The sequence below is a fragment of the Erythrobacter sp. genome (genome assembly GCF_038133525.1).
GTDB lineage: Bacteria > Pseudomonadota > Alphaproteobacteria > Sphingomonadales > Sphingomonadaceae > Qipengyuania.
This window is the reverse complement of the sequence record NZ_JAYPTL010000011.1, coordinates 1-20,929: the sequence shown is the minus strand read 5'-3', so window position 1 is coordinate 20,929 and position 20,929 is coordinate 1. Positions and strand designations below refer to the sequence as shown.

Annotated in this window: 18 protein-coding genes and 2 tRNA genes; 8 read left to right on the top strand and 12 right to left on the bottom strand. The window is 61.7% G+C overall.

The annotated features are described in order from the left end of the window. Positions 1-45 precede the first annotated feature (45 nt). Positions 46-366, top strand: a complete 321-nt coding sequence (gene trxA, locus AAFM29_RS04415) for a thioredoxin (protein WP_173214253.1) — start codon at positions 46-48, stop codon at positions 364-366. Here trxA and AAFM29_RS04410 read toward each other — a convergent pair. Together AAFM29_RS04410 and argJ are read right to left on the bottom strand one after the other, a co-directional pair. Continuing rightward, positions 363-1,163: an inositol monophosphatase family protein gene (locus AAFM29_RS04410; RefSeq protein WP_341711603.1), complete on the bottom strand. Its 801-nt coding sequence runs from the start codon at positions 1,161-1,163 to the stop codon at positions 363-365. The genes trxA and AAFM29_RS04410 overlap by 4 nt on opposite strands. Then, positions 1,160-2,386, bottom strand: a complete 1,227-nt coding sequence (argJ, locus tag AAFM29_RS04405) for a bifunctional glutamate N-acetyltransferase/amino-acid acetyltransferase ArgJ (RefSeq protein ID WP_341711641.1) — start codon at positions 2,384-2,386, stop codon at positions 1,160-1,162. The genes AAFM29_RS04410 and argJ overlap by 4 nt, the downstream gene beginning before the upstream one ends. A gap of 57 nt (positions 2,387-2,443) precedes the next feature. Here argJ and AAFM29_RS04400 point away from each other — a divergent pair, with 57 nt between their 5' ends. Continuing rightward, the gene (locus AAFM29_RS04400; RefSeq protein ID WP_341711602.1) at positions 2,444-2,746 is read left to right on the top strand and encodes a hypothetical protein; all 303 of its coding nucleotides are present in this window, start codon (positions 2,444-2,446) and stop codon (positions 2,744-2,746) included. Between the two features lie 92 nt (positions 2,747-2,838). Then, on the top strand, positions 2,839-5,592 hold the full coding sequence (gene secA / locus AAFM29_RS04395; protein WP_341711601.1) for a preprotein translocase subunit SecA: 2,754 nt from the start codon (positions 2,839-2,841) through the stop codon (positions 5,590-5,592). An 18-nt stretch (positions 5,593-5,610) separates the two neighbouring features. Here secA and AAFM29_RS04390 read toward each other — a convergent pair whose 3' ends face one another. Continuing rightward, a complete protein-coding gene (locus tag AAFM29_RS04390) occupies positions 5,611-6,228 on the bottom strand; it encodes a GNAT family N-acetyltransferase (protein WP_341711600.1) in 618 nt (205 codons plus the stop codon). A gap of 59 nt (positions 6,229-6,287) precedes the next feature. Between AAFM29_RS04390 and AAFM29_RS04385 the strand changes: the two genes are divergently transcribed. Next, entirely contained in the window at positions 6,288-7,025 is a 738-nt protein-coding gene (locus AAFM29_RS04385; RefSeq protein WP_341711599.1) for a sulfite exporter TauE/SafE family protein, read from the top strand. A 9-nt stretch (positions 7,026-7,034) separates the two neighbouring features. On the opposite strand, the gene AAFM29_RS04380 is transcribed toward AAFM29_RS04385, so the two are convergent. Together AAFM29_RS04380 and AAFM29_RS04375 are read right to left on the bottom strand one after the other, a co-directional pair. After that, positions 7,035-7,109 (bottom strand) — tRNA-Asn (locus tag AAFM29_RS04380). A 97-nt stretch (positions 7,110-7,206) separates the two neighbouring features. Then, entirely contained in the window at positions 7,207-7,986 is a 780-nt protein-coding gene (locus AAFM29_RS04375) for an NAD kinase (protein WP_341711598.1), read from the bottom strand. Positions 7,987-8,118: 132 nt separating this feature from the next. Here AAFM29_RS04375 and AAFM29_RS04370 point away from each other — a divergent pair, with 132 nt between their 5' ends. After that, the gene (locus AAFM29_RS04370; protein WP_341711597.1) at positions 8,119-9,441 is read left to right on the top strand and encodes a GGDEF domain-containing phosphodiesterase; all 1,323 of its coding nucleotides are present in this window, start codon (positions 8,119-8,121) and stop codon (positions 9,439-9,441) included. Here the strand turns inward: AAFM29_RS04370 and mfd are convergent. From mfd to AAFM29_RS04355, 3 genes are all read right to left on the bottom strand, one after another. After that, the gene (gene mfd / locus AAFM29_RS04365) at positions 9,438-12,929 is read right to left on the bottom strand and encodes a transcription-repair coupling factor (protein WP_341711596.1); all 3,492 of its coding nucleotides are present in this window, start codon (positions 12,927-12,929) and stop codon (positions 9,438-9,440) included. The genes AAFM29_RS04370 and mfd overlap by 4 nt on opposite strands. Before the next feature lie 115 nt (positions 12,930-13,044). After that, entirely contained in the window at positions 13,045-13,323 is a 279-nt protein-coding gene (locus tag AAFM29_RS04360; protein WP_341711595.1) for a succinate dehydrogenase assembly factor 2, read from the bottom strand. Between the two features lie 63 nt (positions 13,324-13,386). Further along, a complete protein-coding gene (locus AAFM29_RS04355) occupies positions 13,387-13,824 on the bottom strand; it encodes a hypothetical protein (protein ID WP_341711594.1) in 438 nt (145 codons plus the stop codon). 143 nt (positions 13,825-13,967) lie between these two features. Between AAFM29_RS04355 and recG the strand changes: the two genes are divergently transcribed. Further along, positions 13,968-16,031: an ATP-dependent DNA helicase RecG gene (recG, locus tag AAFM29_RS04350; protein WP_341711593.1), complete on the top strand. Its 2,064-nt coding sequence runs from the start codon at positions 13,968-13,970 to the stop codon at positions 16,029-16,031. A 3-nt stretch (positions 16,032-16,034) separates the two neighbouring features. Here recG and AAFM29_RS04345 read toward each other — a convergent pair whose 3' ends face one another. The 4 genes from AAFM29_RS04345 to AAFM29_RS04330 all read right to left on the bottom strand — a co-directional run bounded on the left by AAFM29_RS04345 (position 16,035) and on the right by AAFM29_RS04330 (position 18,563). Further along, positions 16,035-16,580 (bottom strand): LysE family translocator, encoded by a 546-nt coding sequence (locus AAFM29_RS04345; RefSeq protein WP_341711592.1) that lies wholly within the window; start codon positions 16,578-16,580, stop codon positions 16,035-16,037. Between the two features lie 112 nt (positions 16,581-16,692). Continuing rightward, complete coding sequence (locus AAFM29_RS18080; protein WP_371830714.1) at positions 16,693-17,121, bottom strand: low molecular weight protein-tyrosine-phosphatase; 429 nt, start codon at positions 17,119-17,121, stop codon at positions 16,693-16,695. An 85-nt stretch (positions 17,122-17,206) separates the two neighbouring features. Beyond that, positions 17,207-17,283, bottom strand: a tRNA-Pro gene (locus AAFM29_RS04335). Between the two features lie 131 nt (positions 17,284-17,414). Further along, positions 17,415-18,563, bottom strand: coding sequence for an aminotransferase class I/II-fold pyridoxal phosphate-dependent enzyme (locus AAFM29_RS04330; RefSeq protein ID WP_341711590.1), 1,149 nt, complete (start codon positions 18,561-18,563; stop codon positions 17,415-17,417). Positions 18,564-18,654: 91 nt separating this feature from the next. On the opposite strand from AAFM29_RS04330, the gene thyA reads away from it, so the two are divergent. Both thyA and AAFM29_RS04320 read left to right on the top strand, forming a co-directional pair. Further along, on the top strand, positions 18,655-19,611 hold the full coding sequence (gene thyA, locus AAFM29_RS04325; RefSeq protein WP_341711589.1) for a thymidylate synthase: 957 nt from the start codon (positions 18,655-18,657) through the stop codon (positions 19,609-19,611). Positions 19,612-19,688: 77 nt separating this feature from the next. Further along, a partial coding sequence (locus AAFM29_RS04320; RefSeq protein WP_341711588.1) for a 3-methyl-2-oxobutanoate dehydrogenase (2-methylpropanoyl-transferring) subunit alpha occupies positions 19,689-20,929 on the top strand: 1,241 nt, incomplete at its 3' end.

Below are 20,929 nucleotides of genomic sequence, written 5' to 3'. Positions count from 1 at the left end.
GGTTTGACCCACATCGGGTTCAATAGGATTTCAGGAGATTCCCCCATGGCAACCACCGCCGTTACCGATGCCAGCTTCAAGGCTGACGTTCTCGATTCAGACAAGCCCGTACTCGTCGATTTCTGGGCCGATTGGTGTGGCCCGTGCAAGATGATCGCACCGGCTCTCGAAGAACTGTCTGACGAACTGGGTGACAAGGTGACCATCGCGAAGATGGACATCATGGAAAATCCCAGCGTTCCCGGCGGAATGGGCGTCCAGTCGATTCCGTACCTGGTGCTGTTCAAGAATGGCCAGCCCGCCGCGCACATGCGTGGTGCGGCACCGAAGGGCCAGCTCAAGCAGTGGCTTGAGAGCGTTCTTTAATCCAGTTTCGAATATAGCGCGGCGAGCTGTTCCCACAGGGCAGGGCTCGCCGCGCCGATAAGTCCGCGCCGCGCCCATTCGTCGACGCGGTAGGGTGAGCCATCAGGTCTCGCCACTCGGCCTCCGGCTTCTTCCAGCCAAAGCGTACCGGCCGCATGGTCCCAAGCGAGCGTTCGCTCGAAGAAGGATACATCGTTCTCGCCAAGCCCCAGCCGCGGATACTGCTCCGCAGCGCAGCGTGGCGCATCAACCGTCCGGTAATGCGGCGATACGTGCTCATGGACCAACTCGCGTCGTCCGGGTTCCAGGAAGATGACCGAGATTGCCGCCACCGGTGGCGTCTCGCCGGTCGAGCGGGCAGTCACGCGTTCGCCATCGACGAAGGCTCCGCCGCCGCGATGTGCGCTGCAGAACCGCCCGGAAACGCAGTCGTAGATCCAACCTGACTGTACCAGGCCGCCGCTGGCGCGAGCGAGCAGGATGCCGAATGGTGCGTGGCCGTGTGCGAAATTATGGGTCCCATCGATAGGGTCTATGATCCAGCAATCGCTTCCGAGATGGTCCAGCACCCCTTTGTCAGCATGGGCCGCCTCCTCGCCGACGATGGCCAGTGAGGGGTCGATCAGGCTTAGCCCTTCGGCCAGTATCTGTTCGGCTTCGCGATCGGCGATGGTGACAAGATCGTCTTCTGCCTTTTCGATGATCTCGCGGCCCGAGAGGTTGCGAAACCGCGGCAGGATGGCCTGCTCGGTCACGCGCTTCATCAGCGCGTGGATCGAATGATCGAGTGTGTTCATGAGCGATAATCGGCGTTGATCGCGATGTAGCCGTGCGTCAGGTCGCAGGTCCAAACCGTTGCCCGACCATCTCCGACGCCTAAATCGACATCGATGCGAATGTCCTGACCAGACAGGTGCCTTGCGACCGGTGTTTCGTCGTAATCGGGCAGTGGTTGCCCGTCCCTGGCTGCCCAGGTTCCGCCGAAGCCGATCGAGAGCCTGTCGCGGTCAGCCGGTTCGCCTGCCTTGCCCACCGCCATGACGACGCGTCCCCAATTGGCATCGCCCCCGGCGATCGCAGTCTTCACGAGCGGTGAGTTGGCGATGGATAATCCCACACGGCGCGCACTTTCGTCACTGGCAGCACCCGCGACCGCAATTTCGATGAACTTTTGCGCACCTTCGCCATCTCGCACCACTAGATGCGCGAGTTCACGGCAGACCTGCAGCAGGGCGCTGTAGAATGCATCGGCACCAGGGTCGGTCCAACCGGTGATTGGCGCATTGCCCGCTTTTCCGGTGGCGAAAAGCAGCACCGTATCGCTGGTCGACGTGTCGCCGTCGACGGTGATGCAGGAGAAGCTCGCCGCATTGGCTTGCGACATCATCTCTTGCAGGAATCCGGGCTCGATCGCTGCGTCGGTGAAGATGTAGCCGAGCATCGTCGCCATATCGGGCGCGATCATGCCGCTACCCTTGATGAAGCCAGCTAGCTCGACCCTGGTCTGACCGACCATCGCAGAGGCGCCGGCGCCCTTGGTGAAAGTATCCGTCGTCCCGATGGCGCTCGCCGCCTCTTCCCAACCGCAAGGGTTGGAACTCAAGGCTGCCGCAACGCCTTCGCGCGCCTTGTCCTTTGGCAGGGGGACGCCGATCACCCCGGTTGAGGACACGAAGACCTCGGCCGGCGAGCAATCCAATGCTTCGGCGACCTGCGCCATGATTTGTTCGACTGCTTCACGTCCGCGATAGCCGGTGAAGGCGTTTGAATTGCCCGCATTGACGACCAACGCCCGCGCACGGCCCGCCTTGGAGTGTTCGCGACCCAGCTCAACCTCGCTCGATGCGCAAGCACTCTTGGTGAAGACGCCGGCGATTGCCGTGCCGGGCGCGACCTCAACCAGTGTCAGATCGCAGCGATCCCATGTCTTGTAGTGCGCCCGTGCCACGCGCAGCGTGACCCCCTCTATTGGGGGCAATTGGGGGAAGGGCCGGGCGAGTGGCGATGTTTCAAGATCCATTCCGCGCCGATAGGAACTCTTGGGCGTCTGGTAAACGGCCATGCAGGGGTGGACGCGATGGGAGTGAGGGCTTATCTGGTCTCCACCATGTTGCGTCGCCTGCTAACCTGCCTCGCATTGATCACCGGCCTTGCTGCCGTGAATGCGCCTGCGCATGCGAGTGTTCTCGACGCCATGGGGGCCACGCTCGAGCTTACGCAGAAGGCGGATGACTCGGGCAAGGCAGAAAAGGTCACCTGTGCCGAACGCCAGCGTCAGCAACGCTCGCGGGGTGAAAAGGTTACGCCATGCCGCCCTTGCGAGAGCGTGCGTGTGGTTATTCCCACGGTGATGTTCGGCGTCGATCGCGCCTTCGAATAGAGCCCGGCAGAATTACGATTTTCCCGCTTGCTCGGCACCGATCTGGTGCGCGGGCATTTGCCAGATAGCATTCACCCCAAGGTATCCCATCCATGCTCAACACCGTGATGAAGGCCGTGTTCGGCTCTTCCAACGATCGCTACGTCAAATCGCTCAGCAAGATCGTTAATCAGATCAACGCCCTGGAACCCCAGCTTCAGGCGCTCAGTGATGCCGAGCTTGCTGCCCAGACCGACAAGTTTCGCACGCAATTGGCCGAAGGCAAGACGCTTGACGACATCCTGCCCGAAGCCTTTGCCACCGTGCGCGAGGCATCGGTTCGCGTGCTTGGCATGCGCCACTTCGACGTGCAGATGATCGGCGGTATCGTGCTTCACCGTGGCGAAATCGCCGAAATGCGCACCGGTGAGGGCAAGACGCTAGTGGCCACGCTGGCGACCTATCTCAACGCAATCGAGGGCAAGGGCGTCCACGTCGTTACCGTCAACGACTATCTCGCCCGCCGTGACGCCGAGTGGATGGGGCGCCTGCACAAGTTCCTTGGCCTGACGATCGGTGTGATCGTGCCCAACCTCAACGAGTTTGAACGGCGTGACGCGTACAACGCCGACATCACCTATTCGACCAACAACGAACTCGGTTTCGACTACCTGCGCGACAATATGAAGCATGAGCGCAGCCAGATGGTGCAGCGCCCCTTCAATTTCGCCGTGGTCGATGAGGTCGATTCGATCCTGATCGACGAAGCACGTACCCCGCTGATCATTTCGGGGCCGACCGAGGACAAGTCCGAACTCTACATCGCGATCGATGAAGTGGTGAAGCAGTTCCCCGAGGATTGGTACGAAAAGGACGAAAAGCAGCGGAACATCCAGCTGACCGAGGAAGGGACTGAAGAGGTCGAGAAAATCCTCATCGAGAAGGGCCTGCTGCAGTCCGACAACCTGTACGATGTCGTAAACACCCAGGTGGTCCACCACCTCGACCAGGCACTTCGCGCGGTACACATGTTCAAGCGCGACACCGATTACATCGTGAAGGACGACAAGGTCGTCATCATCGATGAGTTCACTGGTCGCATGATGGACGGTCGCCGCTGGTCGAATGGTCTGCATCAGGCAGTCGAAGCGAAGGAAGGGGTGAAGATCGAGCCCGAGAACCAGACACTCGCTTCGATCACCTTCCAGAACTACTTCCGTATGTACCCCAAGCTTTCGGGCATGACCGGCACCGCCGCGACCGAAGCTGCGGAATTCTGGGACATCTACAAGATGAACGTGGTCGAGATTCCGACCAACGTACCCGTGCAACGCATTGATGAAGAAGACGAGTTCTACAAGAACACGCAAGACAAGTTCAAAGCCATCGCCAAGGCGATCCGTGAGAAGAACCAGCTTGGCCAGCCGGTGCTGGTGGGTACCGTTTCGATCGAGAAAAGCGAACTACTGAGCGAATTCCTGAAGCAGGAAGGCGTGCCGCACGCGGTGTTGAACGCGCGCTTCCACGAACAAGAAGCACATATTGTTGCGCAGGCCGGCCGGATCGGCGCGGTCACCATCGCCACCAACATGGCTGGCCGCGGCACCGACATCCAGCTGGGCGGCAATCTCGAATTCCGTATCGAGGATGAACTCAGCGATATGCCCGAAGGGGCAGGGCGCGATGCCGCTATCGATCGGATCAAGGCCGAGATCGCGGCGGAGAAACAGCGGGTGCTGGATGCTGGTGGCCTGTTCGTGCTTGGTACCGAGCGGCATGAAAGCCGCCGTATCGACAACCAGCTCCGCGGTCGTTCGGGCCGCCAGGGTGACCCGGGACTCAGCCGTTTCTACCTCTGCCTCGAAGATGACCTGTTGCGCATCTTCGGCCCGGACACGCTCTTCGCCCGCATGATGAATTCGAACCTGGAAGATGGTGAGGCCATCGGCTCAAAGTGGCTTTCGAAGGCCATCGAGACCGCGCAAAAGAAGGTCGAGGCTCGCAACTACGAAATCCGCAAGCAGGTCGTACAATACGACGACGTGATGAACGACCAGCGCAAAGTAATCTACGAGCAACGCGCAGAGATCATGGATAGCGAGGCGGTGGATGATGTTGTGGTCGACATGCGCCACGATGCAATCAACGCCATGGTCGGCGCTGCGTGCCCTCCTGGATCCTATCCGGAACAGTGGGACGTCGAAGGTCTCAAGACAAAGCTCGGCGAAGTGCTGGGCTTGCACTTCCCAATCGAAGAGTGGGTGCAGGAAGACCACGTCGAGCCTGAACTGATCGAAGAGCGCGTCCGCGAAAGCGCTGATCGCGTGATGGAAGAAAAGCTGGCCAAGGACGATGCCGGCCTGTGGCGGCGGATCGAGAAGAGCGTTCTGCTGCAGGAGCTCGACGGCGAGTGGAAGGATCACCTCTCGACGCTCGATGCGTTGCGCCAGGTGGTGGGCCTGCGCGCCCACGCGCAAAAGCAGCCTTTGAACGAATATAAGCAGGAAGCCTTCAGCCTGTTCGAGAACATGCTCGACAAGCTGCGTGAAACGGTCACCGGCAAGCTCATGCGGATCGAGATTCAGGAACCTGAGCCGCTCCCCCAGATGTCGCTGCCCGATCTACCGGATTTTCTTACGGGGCATATCGATCCGCTTTCGGGTCTTGAGGACTCGAATGATGGCGATGGATCTGCGGGGCGTGCAGAGCTGTTCGGGTCGCTTGCCGGTAGCCCCCGTGCCGCAGTAGGGCCTGGTGGCTCTGTCTCCGACAACCCGTTTGCTGGGTTGGAGATCAGCCGCAATGCGCCTTGCCCTTGCGGGTCAGGCAACAAGTACAAGCATTGTCACGGCGCGATCAGCGCCTGAGGCAGACCGGCCCCGCTGCTAAATGTGGCGGGGCTGGCGCACCATCGGCACGAGCGGCGGGCTGTCCGGTTCCGGCAAGATTGGATCGCCCATCTCTTCGAAGCTGCAGCTGCGGTAGAACCCTGTGTTCTGCGGGTTCGAGTTCTCGAGATAGGCAGGCAGGCCTGCACGGTCGCAGGCGTCGAGTACTGGCTGGATCAGCTTGCGGCCCAATCCCTTGCCCTGCGAAGCTGGCCTGACTCCGATACTGAACAGATAGGCGTGCTCAAAACCCGGATGGCGCGCGTCCATCGCTTCGCCTGTGCGCACGCCACGCTTCACTGCACCGGGGCCGCAGAGGACGGCGGTCGGGATGGCGAACCGGGCATAGTCCCAAAAGCTAAAGTTCGCATCGCCGCCAGGCAACATCCACATGCAGGCGCCCTCGTTGCCGAGCGAATAACAATAACCGCGCGGCACGTAGATCCGCCGCGCCTGCAGGTTGAACAGGTTCCTGATCCCCGCAAAGTTCCCGAACAGCCACAGGTTGAAGGGGTCGTTGCGAAAAGCATCGGCAGTGATGTTGCCGATAATGGCGGCATCGCCGCGATCCGCCCGTTTCAACTCGGGACCCAGATCGATGTCACTGGCCTGCATCTGTTTTCTCCCTCGAAAGCAGGCTAGCTGTGGGGCAGGGGAGCGTCTAGGTCACGCGCATGTTCATCCTGGCAATCGGCTTTTTCCTCACCGCGATTCTTTACGCCAGTGTCGGTTTCGGGGGTGGATCGACCTACAGCGCCCTTTTGGCGCTTTCGGGCATCGATTACCGCATATTCCCGCTGCTCTCACTGGCCTGCAATATTGTGGTGGTCACTGGCGGATCGATCCGCTTCGCGAGAGCGGGAGTTACGCCGTGGCGTGGTGCCCTACTACTGACGGCAATTGCTGCACCTGCCGCCTTCCTCGGTGGGTTGACCCCGATCGACGAAGCGGCCTTTCTTGCGATCCTCGGTGCTAGCCTCGTGCTGACCGGCTTGACCTTGCTGTTGCCGGTCAAGGCACGGGAGGGAGATCCGACATGGGCCGCGCGCTACATGCCAGTCGTGTCTGCGCCCCTGGGCTACCTCGCGGGATTGGTGGGGATCGGTGGTGGGATATTCCTCGCCCCCTTGCTGCACCTGGCGCGCTGGAACGCACCCCGCGCGATTGCGGCTACGGCAAGCCTGTTCATCCTGATTAATTCGATTTTCGGTTTGGGAGGACAGATTCTCAAGGGCGGAGCGGGGCGTCTCGCGCTGGCCGTCGACACCGGATTGCCGTTGCTGCTGGCTGTGGCGATTGGTGGCCAGATCGGCAGCCTTCTGGCCCTGAAATACCTGCCGCAAACATGGATACGCTGGGCTACCGCCGCACTCACCATCTGGGTAGGCGGACGGCTTCTGCTCGGATTGTAAGAAGAATAATGGCTCCCCGAGTTGGATTCGAACCAACGACCAAGTGATTAACAGTCACCTACTCTACCGCTGAGCTATCGGGGAGCAGCCCGTCAGGCAGGGGTGCGCCTATATGGGGGCGATTCCGGTTTGGCAAGCGGGCATTTGGCAATTCTTGTGCGATGCACAGCGGCGTTGCCGATCACACCACGAATTGCTCGGCAACGATGCGTTCGTCGAGTGAATGACCCGGGTCGAACAGCAGCGTGAGCTCCCTCTCGCGGGCGATGGCGAGGCGCACTTCGGCAACATCGCGGACTTCGCGCTGGTCGGCCACCACGCTGACTGGGCGCTTCTCCTCTTCGAGCACGCGGAGCCGCACTTCGCTGCGATCTGGCAGGATGGCACCGTGCCAACGCCGCGGACGGAATGGGCTGATCGGGGTCAGGGCCAGGAGTTGCGAATCGAGCGGCAGGATCGGGCCGTCTGCGGACAGATTATAAGCCGTCGATCCGGCAGGTGTCGCCAACAGCACGCCGTCGCAGACCAGTTCGGGGATGCGGACCTTGTCGTCCACCGATACCTCGATCTTGGCGGTTTGGCGCGTTTCGCGAAGCAGTGAAACCTCATTGATCGCGAAGCAGCTGTGCCGCTCACCATCCTGCGTGACCGCCTGCATCAGCAAAGGGGCGATCGTGTGCGGCTTGGCCCGCGTGATCCGGCCGAGCAGCGTGTCGGTCTTGCGATTGCGGTTCATCAAGAACCCGACCGTACCGAGGTTCACGCCATAGGCGGGCAGGATGTGTCCGCTGTCCAGCATAGCGTGCAGACTTTGCAGCATGAAGCCGTCGCCACCGAGGACGACCACTGCGTCCGCCTCGTCGAGCGGCACCCAGTCGAAAGTTTCGCGGTAGAGCGTTGCTGCTTCCTGCGCCCGCTCAGCATCGGATGCCAGCAAGGCAAGGCGGCTGTATTCGGCCATAATCCCGTGCTTCCTCCCGACCAGGCGTTGGGTGCGCCGGGTTGCCGGGCGTTCCTATGGGGGTGCGTCCCATTTGGCAACAGAGCGGAATTGCTGGCATAACTCCCGCGCGACCGCGATAAGAGCGTTCTCATGGCGAGTGTCCCCACCGAAATGGCCCATGGGTCGAGAGACGGCCTTACAGGCTTGGCCGATCTGGCGCATGCCCGTGCCATGATTGTCCGTTGGCAAAATGATCGGCCAACCAAGGCGGCGCCTAGCCCAATCCACGCCATGATGATTTCGCTCGGGCGGATCGACACCGTCAATGTCGCCTTTGGCGAGAGCGCCGGGGACGGGGCGCTGGTAGAAGTCGCGCAGCGAATCAAGCATTTTGCCGCTGACGAGCTCGAATCGAGTGATTGGCTGGCGGCCAGGGTCAGTGGCGGGGCCTTCCTTCTCCTGGCGCGTCAGGAATGCAGCCGCGAACGATGGCAATGGCTGGCTGAAGCGTTGGCGGACGCGATCGCCATGCCGATTGCAAATCCCGAAGAGGGCGGGGCAAGCCTGCGGCTGTGGCCGCGCATCGCGCTGATGCGGGTGACTGAAGGCGACCCTCCCGATCGTATCCTCGACCGACTCTCGGAAGTTCAGGCTCGCATGCGTGAAGGGCACGGCCGCCGTATCGACTGGTCGACGGGCGAAGTGGCGCGACTTGGCCGCTCTTATCGCGAGCTCGAGGCAGACCTGCTGGCGGCGATTGACAAGGACGAGATCGAGATCCTGTTCCAGCCCCAATATGCCCTGGCAGACGACAGGGTGATCGGGGCGGAGGCCCTGGCGCGCTGGCACCATCCGACCGTCGGACGGATTGGAGCCAGTTCGCTGTTCCACATTGCCGAACGCGCAGACCATGTTGCGCAGCTTTCACGTCATATCGCCCAGCGCGCACTTGAGCATGCGGTGCATTGGCCGCGGCATTTGCGACTTTCGCTCAACATCACGCCCGCAGACCTTGCCGCAGAAAGTTTCGCGACTGAGTTCGCGCGCCTTGCCGAGCGGACGGGCTTTCCACTCGATCGGATCACGCTCGAAATCATCGAGCAGGTATTGCTCGCCGATCTCGATCGCGTGGGGCACGTGCTCGACCAGCTAAAAGTCTTCGACATTCGCCTGGCGCTGGACGATTTCGGCGCGGGATTCTGCAACTTCCGCTACCTCAAAGTTCTGCCGATTGACTGCATCAAACTCGATCGATCGATGATCGACGGTGTGCTGGAAGACGAACGCGATCTGGCGGTATTCCGCGCGATCCTTGCTATGGCACGGGCGCTGGACCTCGCGGTCGTCGTCGAAGGCGTCGAGAATGATGCCCAGCGGGAATTGGTCGCTGCCGAGGGCTGCGAGTATTATCAGGGGTTCTTGCGTTCCGAGCCTGTTGTGCCGCAGGAATTTCTTTCCCTTGTAGTGAGTTAAGCAGCCTTCTTTTCGCTCTTTTGTGCCTTGCGTACGATGCCCGACAATCCCTTGGTGAGCTGGAACAGCCCGTTGAGGCGGCTTTCTGGAGAGCCCCATGCACGGCTGATTACCAGTTTCATGTCAGGCCGCAGTTTGGCGGTTCCCTGCAGGCGCTCGACATAGGCGAGCAGGCCCGCCGGGTCGGGGAAGCTATCCTGATGGAAGGTCACCAGCGTTCCCGCCGCACCGACATCGATCTTGGAAATATTGGCTTCGATCGCCTGGTGCTTGATCTCGATCAGGCGGACAAGATTGGCGGTCGCAGCAGGAAGATCGCCGAAGCGGTCGATCATCTCGGCTGCGAGGGCTTCGATCTCCGGTTTGTCCTGCGCGTCGTTCAGGCGACGATACAGCGCCATGCGGACGGCCAGATCGGGCACATAGTCCTCCGGGATCATGATCGGGGCATCGACGGTGATCTGCGGGCTCACCGTTTCGCGCTTCGCCTCCAGTCCCATCTCGCCTGCCTTGGCAGCGAGAATCGCATCCTCCAGCATCGACTGGTAGAGTTCAAAACCGACCTCACGGATATGCCCTGACTGTTCGTCGCCCAGCAAGTTGCCGGCACCACGAATATCGAGGTCATGGCTGGCCAGCTGGAAGCCCGCGCCAAGGCTGTCGAGGTCACCCAGTACCTTGAGTCGCTTTTCGGCTACTTCGCTCAACTGCGTATCGGCGGCGTAGGTGAGATAGGCGTAGGCACGGAGCTTGGAGCGACCGACGCGGCCGCGCAACTGGTAGAGCTGCGCCAGGCCGAAGATGTCGGCACGGTGGATGATGATGGTGTTTGCGCTTGGCAGGTCAAGCCCGCTTTCCACGATCGTGGTGGCGAGCAGCACATCGTATTTGCCCTCGTAAAAGGCGCTCATCCGCTCTTCGATCTCGCCTGCGCCCATCTGGCCGTGCGCGGCGATGAATTTCACTTCCGGCACGTGCTCGCGCAGCCATTCCTCGACGCCTTCCATGTCGGAAATGCGCGGAACGACGATGAAACTCTGGCCCCCACGATGATGCTCGCGCAGCAGAGCCTCGCGCATGACCATATCGTCCCATTCCATCACGTAGGTTCGCACAGCAAGACGATCGACCGGAGGGGTCTGGATCGTCGAAAGCTCGCGTAGCCCGGTCATTGCCATCTGCAGCGTTCGAGGGATCGGAGTCGCTGTCAGGGTCAGCATGTGCACATCGGCGCGTAACTGCTTGAGCTTTTCCTTGTGATTGACCCCGAAGCGCTGCTCCTCGTCGACGATCACCAGGCCGAGGTTCTTGAATTCGGTCTGCTTCGACAGGATCGCATGAGTCCCGACGACGATATCGATATCGCCGCTTGCCAGCCCGTCGCGGGTATCTTTCATCTCCTTGGCGGGGACCAGGCGCGAGAGCCTGCCGACCTTGAGCGGGAAACCGTTGAAGCGTGTCGAGAAATTCTCGAAATGCTGGCGCGCGAGGAGCGTGGTGGGGGCGACCACCGCGACCTGTTGGCCGTTCATTGCGGCAACGAACGCGGCGCGCAGCGCGACCTCGGTCTTGCCGAAGCCAACATCACCGCAGACTAGCCGGTCCATTGGCTTGCCACTTTCGAGATCGGCCAGCACGTCGCCGATCGCGCGGTCCTGATCTTCGGTCTCCTCCCACGGGAAGCGATCGAGAAACTGGTTATAGGGGCCTTGTTCGACTTCCAGCACAGGCGCCTTGCGCAGTGCACGCGCCGCCGCTGTGCGAAGCAACTCGCTGGCAATCTCGCGGATACGTTCCTTGAGCCGCGCGCGCCGTTTCTGCCAGGCTTCACCGCCCAGCTTGTCGAGCATCACCGCTTCTTCGCTGCTGCCATAGCGGCTGAGCACATCGATATTTTCGACCGGGATGTAGAGCTTGTCGCCGCCGCGGTACTCCAACATCACGCAATCGTGCTTCGACTTGCCGACACTGATCGGTTCGAGCCCGAGGTATTTGCCGATCCCGTGTTCGGTGTGGACGATGAGGTCGCCCACGCTCAGCGCCTGAAGTTCGGCGAGGAAAGCGTCGGCATCGCGCCGCTTCTTCTTCCGCCTTACAAGCCGGTCGCCGAGGATATCCTGCTCGGTGAGCAGTTCAATCTCGTCGTTGGCGAAGCTTGCCTCCAACGGCAGGATCATCGCAACAGGCTTGCCCTTGGCCGAGAGGCCAAGTGCCTCCTGCCAGGTTTCGGCAAGCTGTACCGACTCCCCCGCCTCGCCGAGGATGGAGGCGATGCGCGCACGGCTGCCCTTGGAATAGGCGGCGATCAGCGGGCGTTTGCCTGCCTTGCCGAGGGCTTTCAGATGATCGGCAAGTATCGGATAGACATTGTCGCCTCGGGCGCGCTCAGGCGCGAAATCACGACCCGAGCGGAATCCGAAGCTGACGACCTTGCCGCTCTCAGGCTCGTCGAAGGGGGTTGCCCGATGCGCGGGGGTAGAGGCCAGCGCGGTCCGGAACTCATCCTGCGCAAGGTAGAGTGTCGCAGGATCGAGCGGGCGATAACTGCCTTTCGCTTGCCCGCTGGCGGCCTTGCGCTGGTCGAAATAGTCGCCGATGTCCTTGATGCGTTCTTCTGCCGCACCAAGCGCGGCGCTGTCGATCACTATGAGGTCGTCCTTGCCGAGATGATCAAAGAGGGTTGCGAGCCGTTCTTCGAACAGGGGCAGCCAGTTTTCCATGCCGGCCAGGCGCCGACCTTCGCTGACGGCCTCGTAAAGCGGATCCTGGGTAGCGTGCGCGCCGAACATCTCGCGGTAACGGCCGCGGAAGCGTTTGATGCTGTCCTCGTCCAGCAGGGCCTCGCTCGCGGGCAAGAGCAGATGGGATTCGAGCCGACCCGTGCTCATCTGCGTGTTGGGATCGAAGCTGCGAAGACTCTCCAGTTCGTCACCGAAGAAATCAAGCCGTAGCGCTTCCTCCATCCCGCTGGGGAAGATATCGACGATCGAACCGCGAACGGCATATTCGCCCTTGTCGATCACGGTGTCGGTACGGCTGTAGCCCTGCCGTTGGAGCAGCGCCGCCAGACTTTCGCGACCGATTTCGCTGCCCACCTTGAACTCGCGCACGCTCTCGCGAATTCGGAAGGGCGTCAGCACGCGCTGGAGGACGGCGTTGGCCGTGGTCACCACGAGCTGCGCCTTGGATTTGCCCGTCTGCAAGCGATGCAATGTGGCGAGTCTGCGCGCACTGATCGCCAGCGCGGGACTGGCGCGGTCGTAAGGCAGGGAGTCCCATGCGGGGAACTCGACTACTTCCAGTTCGGGGGCAAAGAATCCGGCAGCCTCGACCACCCCACGCATTGCCGCATCATCGGGGGCGATAAAGACGGCGCGACCCGCGCTTGCGCGCGCAAGATCCGCCATGACCAGGGGCTGCGCACCGCGCGCGACTTGTGCGAGCGTCAGTGCATCGCGGGCTTTCAGGATCTGGGAGAGGTCGGGCATCGGAATCCTGGCGTCTGGTCAAAATGGGCATTGCGTGCACGCACGATTGCCCCCTGCCCGAATGGGAAGGGGGTGCGGTGTTCAAGCTGGTCAGATAAAGGTCAGCGCCCGCGCGTCAACGGGGGATGTCGACGTAGTCGAGTTGCTGCATCGCTGCCATAAGGGGCCCTTCGAAGCGAGGAGGGGTCGGCTGGGCCTTGAGCGCCCAGGCCATGATGTCGACATCATCCTCTTCGAGCAGGGCCTCGAACCAGGCCAGTTCTTCCTCGCCCCAAGCCTCGTGATAGCGATCAAAGAACCCGCCGATCATGTAGTCGGCCTCACGCGTGCCGCGATGCCAGGAACGAAACTTGGCGCGTTGCTTGCGGCCTTCGAATGTCAGGGCTTGGGGCATGAGAGAAAGGGGCGCCTTCCGCAGCTTTGGAAAGCGCCCCTCTGGTTCATCAGACGTGATCGATCAAGGGTGCGTATGCGAGAAGTAGCGAACCGACTCCGACACGAGCTTGTCGTCCTCCGCATTGATCTCCTTCGCCTTCTCTTCGCTGCCGGCGATCTTGATCAGCTCGGCCCAGAATGCCTTCCTTTCAGGGGAGGCATGGGTGTCGAGGGCTGACATGCCGCGCGGCATTGGGCGTAGCAACATGAGATCCCAGCTGCCGTCCATCATCCAGTGTACTTCGGTCTTGGGTAGTCCTGCTGCTGCTGCGGCTGGAGCATAGTACTTCTCCATCAGCTCGCTCCACCGGTCGCCCGCATCTGGCGCCAGCTTCAGTAGAATGACCATATATGTGGTCCGCGCTTCTTCCGGTTCATCCTGTGCCAGGGCCGGCGCAGCGAACACCGGCAGTGCAGCGATCGCGACGGCAGCTGCGATGGTCTTGAAGTTACTAAGCATGGCAATCCCCCCATGTACTAAGCAACCCTGAGCGAGGGCGTAGCACGGAATTTCAATTAGACATAATCGTGCTTGGGAATGCCGGGAAAGAGACCCGGCTACGGCTTTGCATTGGTCCGTCGATATTCTAACGCTAGGCAGCGATGCGGCCCGATATCCTCAATCCGCTCTTCACTGAGACCGATGCGCTCGACGGCGTCGGGCCGAAACTTAAGAAGCCCCTCGAAAAGCTCGGTCTGACGCGGGTTCGCGATCTTGATTACCATCTGCCAGAGCGTTTCGTTTCGCGCCGCGTTGTGGGCAATCTCGACGAGGCAGGAGAGGGCGAGCAGATCGTTATTCGCCTTGCTGTTACCGAGCATCGCTCGGGAAGATCGGCGCGCGCGCCCTATCGCGTGCTGGCACAGGACAGCGCGGGCAATATCCTTGCACTGACATACTTCGGGCGAGCATCTTATTCGGCGAAGAAGCTGCTGCCTGTGGGCGAGACTCGCTGGGTTGCGGGCAAGCTGGAACGCTTTGGCGACATGCTCCAGATCGTCCACCCCGATCACGTGGTGGAAGAAGGCGGGGATACCTTGGGGCAGCTATGCGAACCGGTCTATCGCCTTTCCGAAGGGCTAACCCAGCCCAAGATCGCGGCGCTGGTGGAACAGGCGCTGGCGCGCACCCCGGAGCTGCCTGAGTGGATCGAACCCCGCCAGGTCGAGAAGGAAGAATGGCCAGCATGGCGAGACGCCGTGGTCCTGGCGCACAAAGGTGAAAACGCCACCGCCCGCGATCGGCTGGCCTATGACGAACTATTGGCGAACAGCCTAGCATTGATGCTGGTGCGTGCAGACAATCGCAAACGCAAGGGACAACCGCTGCGTGGAGACGGCAGCTACCGGGCCAAGCTTGACCTGCCATTCCCGCTGACGGGCGCGCAGAAACGCTCGATATCCGAAATCGAAGGCGACATGGCGCAGGATTCGCCGATGCTGCGCTTGCTTCAGGGCGATGTCGGCGCGGGCAAGACCGTGGTGGCGCTTGAGGCCATGCTGATCGCGGTCGAAGCTGGTGCACAAGCGGCCATGCTCGCTCCGACCGAGATTCTTGCTCGGCAACACTTCGAAAGCCTGCGCCGGATGGCCGAGCCGACGGGCGCGCGGGTTGCCCTGCTGACCGGACGCGACAAGGGCAAGGCGCGCGAGGCGACGCTGATGGATCTCCTCGACGGCAGCATCGATATCGTTGTTGGCACCCATGCGATCTTCCAGGACAAGGTTAGCTACCACAATCTGGCGATGGTCGTGATTGACGAGCAACACCGTTTTGGCGTCGGCCAGAGGCTGATGCTCGCGAGCAAGGGGCGCCGTGCGCCGCATGTGCTGGCGATGACGGCTACGCCAATCCCGCGCACCCTGACACTGGCGCAATATGGCGAGCTCGACGTTAGCAAGCTCGACGAATTGCCGCCGGGGCGCCAGGCCATCGAAACGGTAGTGATGGGGCAGGACAAGATCGGACTTCTGGTCGATCGCCTTGCGGCGCAGATTGCCGAGGGGCGGCAGGCTTACTGGGTCTGCCCGATGGTGCGCGAGATGGACGGGCCGGAGGAGATTGCCGCGGTCGAGGCGCGCTTTGCCGCCCTTGAGCAGCGCTTTGGACGCGATGTGGTCATGGTGCATGGCCAGCTCGCGCCCGAAATGAAGGACGCGGCGATGGAACGCTTTGCCAGCGGCGATGCCAAGCTGCTGGTTGCAACCACCGTTATCGAGGTGGGGGTCGACGTCCCCAACGCAACGCTGATGGTGATCGAGCAGGCCGAACGTTTCGGTCTGGCCCAGTTGCACCAGTTGCGCGGCCGAGTGGGGCGGGGGTCGGAAAAGTCGGTCTGTGTCCTGCTGCGTGGCGATACGCTTTCGGAGACCGCGCGTGAGCGACTTGCCCTGATGCGCGAGACGCAAGACGGCTTCCGCCTCGCCGAGGAAGATTTACGCTTGCGGGGTGGGGGTGAACTGCTGGGCACGCGCCAGTCGGGCGATACCCCATTTACCGTCGCCAGCCTTGAGCAGATCACCGCGTTGCTTCCGACCGCCTATGACGATGCGCGTCTCTTGATGGAGCGCGATGGCGGTCTTGAGGGCCCTCGAGGCGAAGCCGCGCGGACGCTGCTCTACCTTTTCGAGCGCGACTATGGGGTTAAGACCTTGCGCGGTGGCTAGCCTCTAGCGCTGCTCGCTCACCAGCAAGCGAAGGCCGAAGGCGATGAAAACACCGCCGGTCAGCCGGTCCAGCCACTGGAGCACGGCTGGTTTCCGCAGCACACGAGCAACCGGTTGCGTCGCCGCGATCAGGATCGCGAACCAGATCACGCCCAACGCACCGTGGATCGAGCCCAGCAGGAGGCTGCTGAGGAAGGCGTGGGCGCCAGCCGGAATGAACTGGGGTAGGAATGAGACGTAGAAGACGCCGACCTTCGGGTTGAGCATGTTGGTGAGGAAACCGCGAAGGAACCAACCGGAACCAGCCCCCTTATCGTTCGATTCAGGAGCTTCATCTAGCGACTTTCTGGGGGAGCGGATCAGCTTCACGCCCAGATAAAACAGGTAGAGCGCGCCACACCATTTGAGTGCGGTATAGGCGATTTCCGATGCGGCCAGGAGAGCGCCCAACCCCGCGCCGACGATAGCCGCCCAGCCGATGCAACCTGCTGCGATACCCAGTCCTGCGAAAAGGGCACGGCGTGCCGATTCGACGGTTGCAGTCCGCATGACCAACGCCGAATCTAGACCCGGCACGATAGTCAGAAATGCCGCAGCAATGGTGAATGCGATCAAATATTCGGCGGAAGGCATCTGCATTATATCCTTGATATTTTTATACTTACGTCTTGCCAAGCAGTCTGACCAGGGCTGCGGCGCCCGCAGTGACATCGGCCCAGGTGTCGCGAAAATTATCTTCGCCACCATACCAAGGGTCAGCCAGATCCGCGCCTTCACGGCCAGGCACGAGATCCAGCAACATGACGATGCGCGCCTTACCATCGCCCGGGTTGCGAAGCGCGATGTTCGTCATGTTGGAAGCGTCCATGCCGACTATCCAGGTGAACCGATGGAAATCTTCCACCGAGAGCTGTCGGCCGCGATAGTGTCGAATGTCGATCCCGTGACGCGCCGCCTCGACGATACTGCGCGGATCGGGGGGCTCGCCCACATGATAGTCCGCGGTTCCGGCGCTATCGACTTCGACAGCCAGTCCTGCGCGTTCGGCTGCACGACGAAAGGCGGCCTCAGCTAAAGGCGAGCGGCAAATATTTCCGAGACAGACGAACAGGACGGAGGGGGTGGTCAGGATTTCCTCCCGCGCTTGCGGTTGGCCTGCGCCAGCGCAAGTGAAATGGTCGGGGAGAGAGGATTCGAACCTCCGGCCCCTGCCTCCCGAAGACAGTGCTCTACCAGGCTGAGCTACTCCCCGACCGGATCGGCCCGCAGCGGTTTGATGCGGCGGGTGCGAAGCAGGCGCGCCCAATAGCGACGGGGCCCATGGCTTTCAAGCGCAAACACGGGCCGCTCGAAATTAATCGCACAGCGGTGGCGTCGAACGGGCTAGCCGAGGGCACGATCAAGATCTTCCTGCAGTGTCGCCACACCTTCGAACCCCACCGACAATCGCAGGAGGGATGCGGGAAGGGCAGGTGAAACTTCCACCGGGTTCGCTTTGTGGCCGGTCATCACCAGGCTTTCCGGTCCGCCCCAGCTGACGGCGCGGCCGAAGACGCGCAAGCGGTCGGCGATTGCGATGGCATCGGCAAAGCTACCGTCGACTTCGAACGAGAAAAGGCCTGAATGGCCCCGCATTTGTTGCGTGAGGAGTGGATCGTTAGCGAGGGCCGGATGGAAGACGCGACGCACGCGAGGATGCTCGGCAAGCCAGCTGGCCAAGGTGAGTGCATCTTCGTGGTGCTTGGCGAGGCGCACAGGGAGCGTCATCAAGCCGCGCAGGCACAGCCATGCTGTAAACGGTGCCATTGCAGCCCCGAGAAGGAGCAAACCCTTGCGGAAAATGCGTTCGATGTGGGCGGCGCTCCCTACCACGGCTCCGCCGACAAGATCGCTATGCCCGCCGATATACTTGGAACAGCTGTGAAGCACGAGATCGACACCAAGTTCGATCGGCTTCTGCAGCAGTGGCGTTGCTACGCTGTTGTCGAGCATAGTGACGATGCTGCGGTCCCTGGCCAAGGCGGCGAGATCGACGATGGGCAGCAGACCGAACAACATCGAGCCTGGGCTTTCCATGTAGAGGACGCGTGTTTCGGGGCGCAATGCGGCAGTGATGCCGCCAAGGTCGGTCACATCGGTGCGGCTCCAGCAAATGCCATAACCTTCCAGTCGCTGTGCAAGTTCGATGGTCGGGCCATAGATCGTGCCGGCAAACAGCACATGGTCGCCAGCCTCCAGAAAGGCGGTCAGGGTCGCGGCGATGGCGCCCATGCCGCTGGCGAAGCACTTGCATGCCTCGCCCCGCTCGAGCCGGGCTAGGGCATCCTCCAGCACGGAAAGCGTCGGATTTGTCCCGCGCGAATAGACCGCGACTTCGTGCTCTCGGGCGAGACCGTCGAACAGGGTAGCCATGTCGGGTTGGCGGAACAGGCTGGCCTGCGCGATCGGCGGCAGGACCGATCCATCGTCGGCCAGTTCGCGATGACTGCCAATGCAGATGATTTCGTCCTGTGGATCGAATTGCAGTGCCATCTTGCCCCCTCGATCCGCCCTTGTATCGCAAGCATTGTGGATGGATAGGCCATGCGCAATTGCGACGGGCCGCTGTCCACTCCATTCTCCCATGGCCCGCTTGATGGAAAGCACGATGTCGGCCGCCAGCGATCATTTCGAACAGCAATATCTCGACCTGATGGAGCGCATTTGGGTTGGCGGTAGCGAGCGGGTCGATCGCACGGGGATCGGCACGCGTTCGGTCTTTGGGGCCATGCTGCGTTTCGATCTCGCGGACGGGGCCATGCCGCTTATCACGACCAAGCGCGTCTTCTGGAAGACCGCGACGCGCGAGCTGCTGTGGTTCCTGACCGGCGATACCAACATCAGGCCGCTCGTCCTGCAGGGCGTGAAGATCTGGAACGAATGGCCGCACGCGCGCTACGTCGAGGAAACCGGTGAAGAGATCGCGCTGGAAGACTTCGTCCAGAGGATCGCCGATGATGAAGGTTTTGCCGCGCGTTGGGGTGATCTCGGTCCGGTCTATGGCAAACAATGGGTCGACTGGCCAACTTACCAACCGGTGGCCGGGGGTTTGTTCCGCAAGGGCCAGGGGATCAACCAGGTCGCCGAAGTGGTTGAGTCGCTCCAGAAGAATCCCGGTAGCAGGCGGCACATCGTCGAGGGCTGGAACGTGGCAGAGCTCGACCGCATGGCCTTGCCCCCGTGTCACAAAACCTACCAGTTCCACGTCGCCGACGGGCGTCTCAACGGTCTGCTCTACCAGCGTAGCTGCGACGTTGCGCTGGGTCTGCCCTTCAATCTGTGGTCGGCCGCCCTGCTGCAATGCATGCTGGCGCAACAGGCTGGCTTGGAGCCGGGCGAGTTCATCTGGATGGGTGGGGACACCCACCTTTATCTCAATCACGAACACCTGATTCGAGAGCAACTGACCCGGGAACCGGTGGGCCAGCCACGACTTGTTATTCTGCGGCGGCCGCCCACGATCTTCGACTATCGGATTGAGGATTTCGAGGTTCGCGACTACACGCCGCACGGGGCCATCAAGGCGCCCGTCGCCGTGTGATCCGGCTCCCCTTGACCGTTTCGCGCGCGTGAAATAATATAACGCTTACGCGTAAGATTGCGTCTGGGAGAGACTCTATGGCCGACAGGCCCGACGGAGCGGCACAACAGGGCGGAAATCGCCCCAAGCTGGCGCTGCACGTTCCCGAACCGAAGTTCCGGCCCGGCGACACGGTCGACTTTTCGCACCTGCAGATTCCGGAAGCGGGTAAGCAGCCGCGCCCGGACGAGACTTGCGATCCCAAGGACATGCATGAGCTCGCATTCGGGCTTGTCCGCGTGCTGGGCGAAGACAACAAGGCGCACGGTCCGTGGGATCCGAAGCTCGACCCGGATACCTTGCGCAAGATGCTTGGCCACATGGCCATGACGCGTGCCTTTGACGAGCGCATGTTCCGAGGCCAGCGGCAGGGCAAGACCAGTTTCTACATGAAGTGTACCGGCGAGGAGGCGACAAGCGTCGCGGCCTCGATGGCGCTGGCGGCGGATGACATGGTCTTCCCCAGCTATCGCCAGCAGGGCATCCTGATCCAGCGCGGCTACCCCATGATCGAGATGATCAACCAGATCTACTCGAACAAGGGTGACAAGCTGAAAGGCCGCCAGCTTCCGATCATGTATTCGAGCCGCGAACACAGCTTCTTCACCATCAGTGGCAACCTCGCCACGCAGACGCCCCAGGCAGTGGGCTGGGCGATGGCCAGCGCGATCAAGGGCGATAGCCGTATCGCGGCGACCTGGGTGGGCGAAGGCAGCACGGCGGAGGGTGACTTCCATTCGGCTTGCACTTTCGCGACTGTCTACAACGCCCCAGTCGTTCTCAATGTGATCAACAACCAGTGGGCGATCTCGAGCTTCAGCGGCTTTGCCGGGGCTGAGCGCACAACCTTCGCCGCGCGCGCGCTGGGTTACGGCCTCGCCGGGCTGCGCGTCGACGGCAACGATGCGCTCGCCTGCTACGCCGCCGAACAATGGGCCGCCAACCGCGCGCGCGCCAATGCCGGGCCGACGCTGATCGAATTCTTCACCTACCGGGCGGAAGGGCATTCCACCTCGGACGATCCGACCGGCTATCGCAGCGCGCAGGAGCGCACCGAGTGGCCGCTGGGCGATCCGGTGATGCGCCTGAAGAACCACCTCATCGCGATCGGTGAATGGGACGAGGAGCGGCAGGAGAAGATGGATCTCGAGGCCGCCGAACACGTCAAGAAGGTGACCAAGGAAGCCGAGGCCAACGGCATTCTCGGCCACGGTCTCCACCATCCCTTCCGCACCATGTTCGAGGATGTGTTCGAAGAGCTGCCCTGGCATCTCAAGGA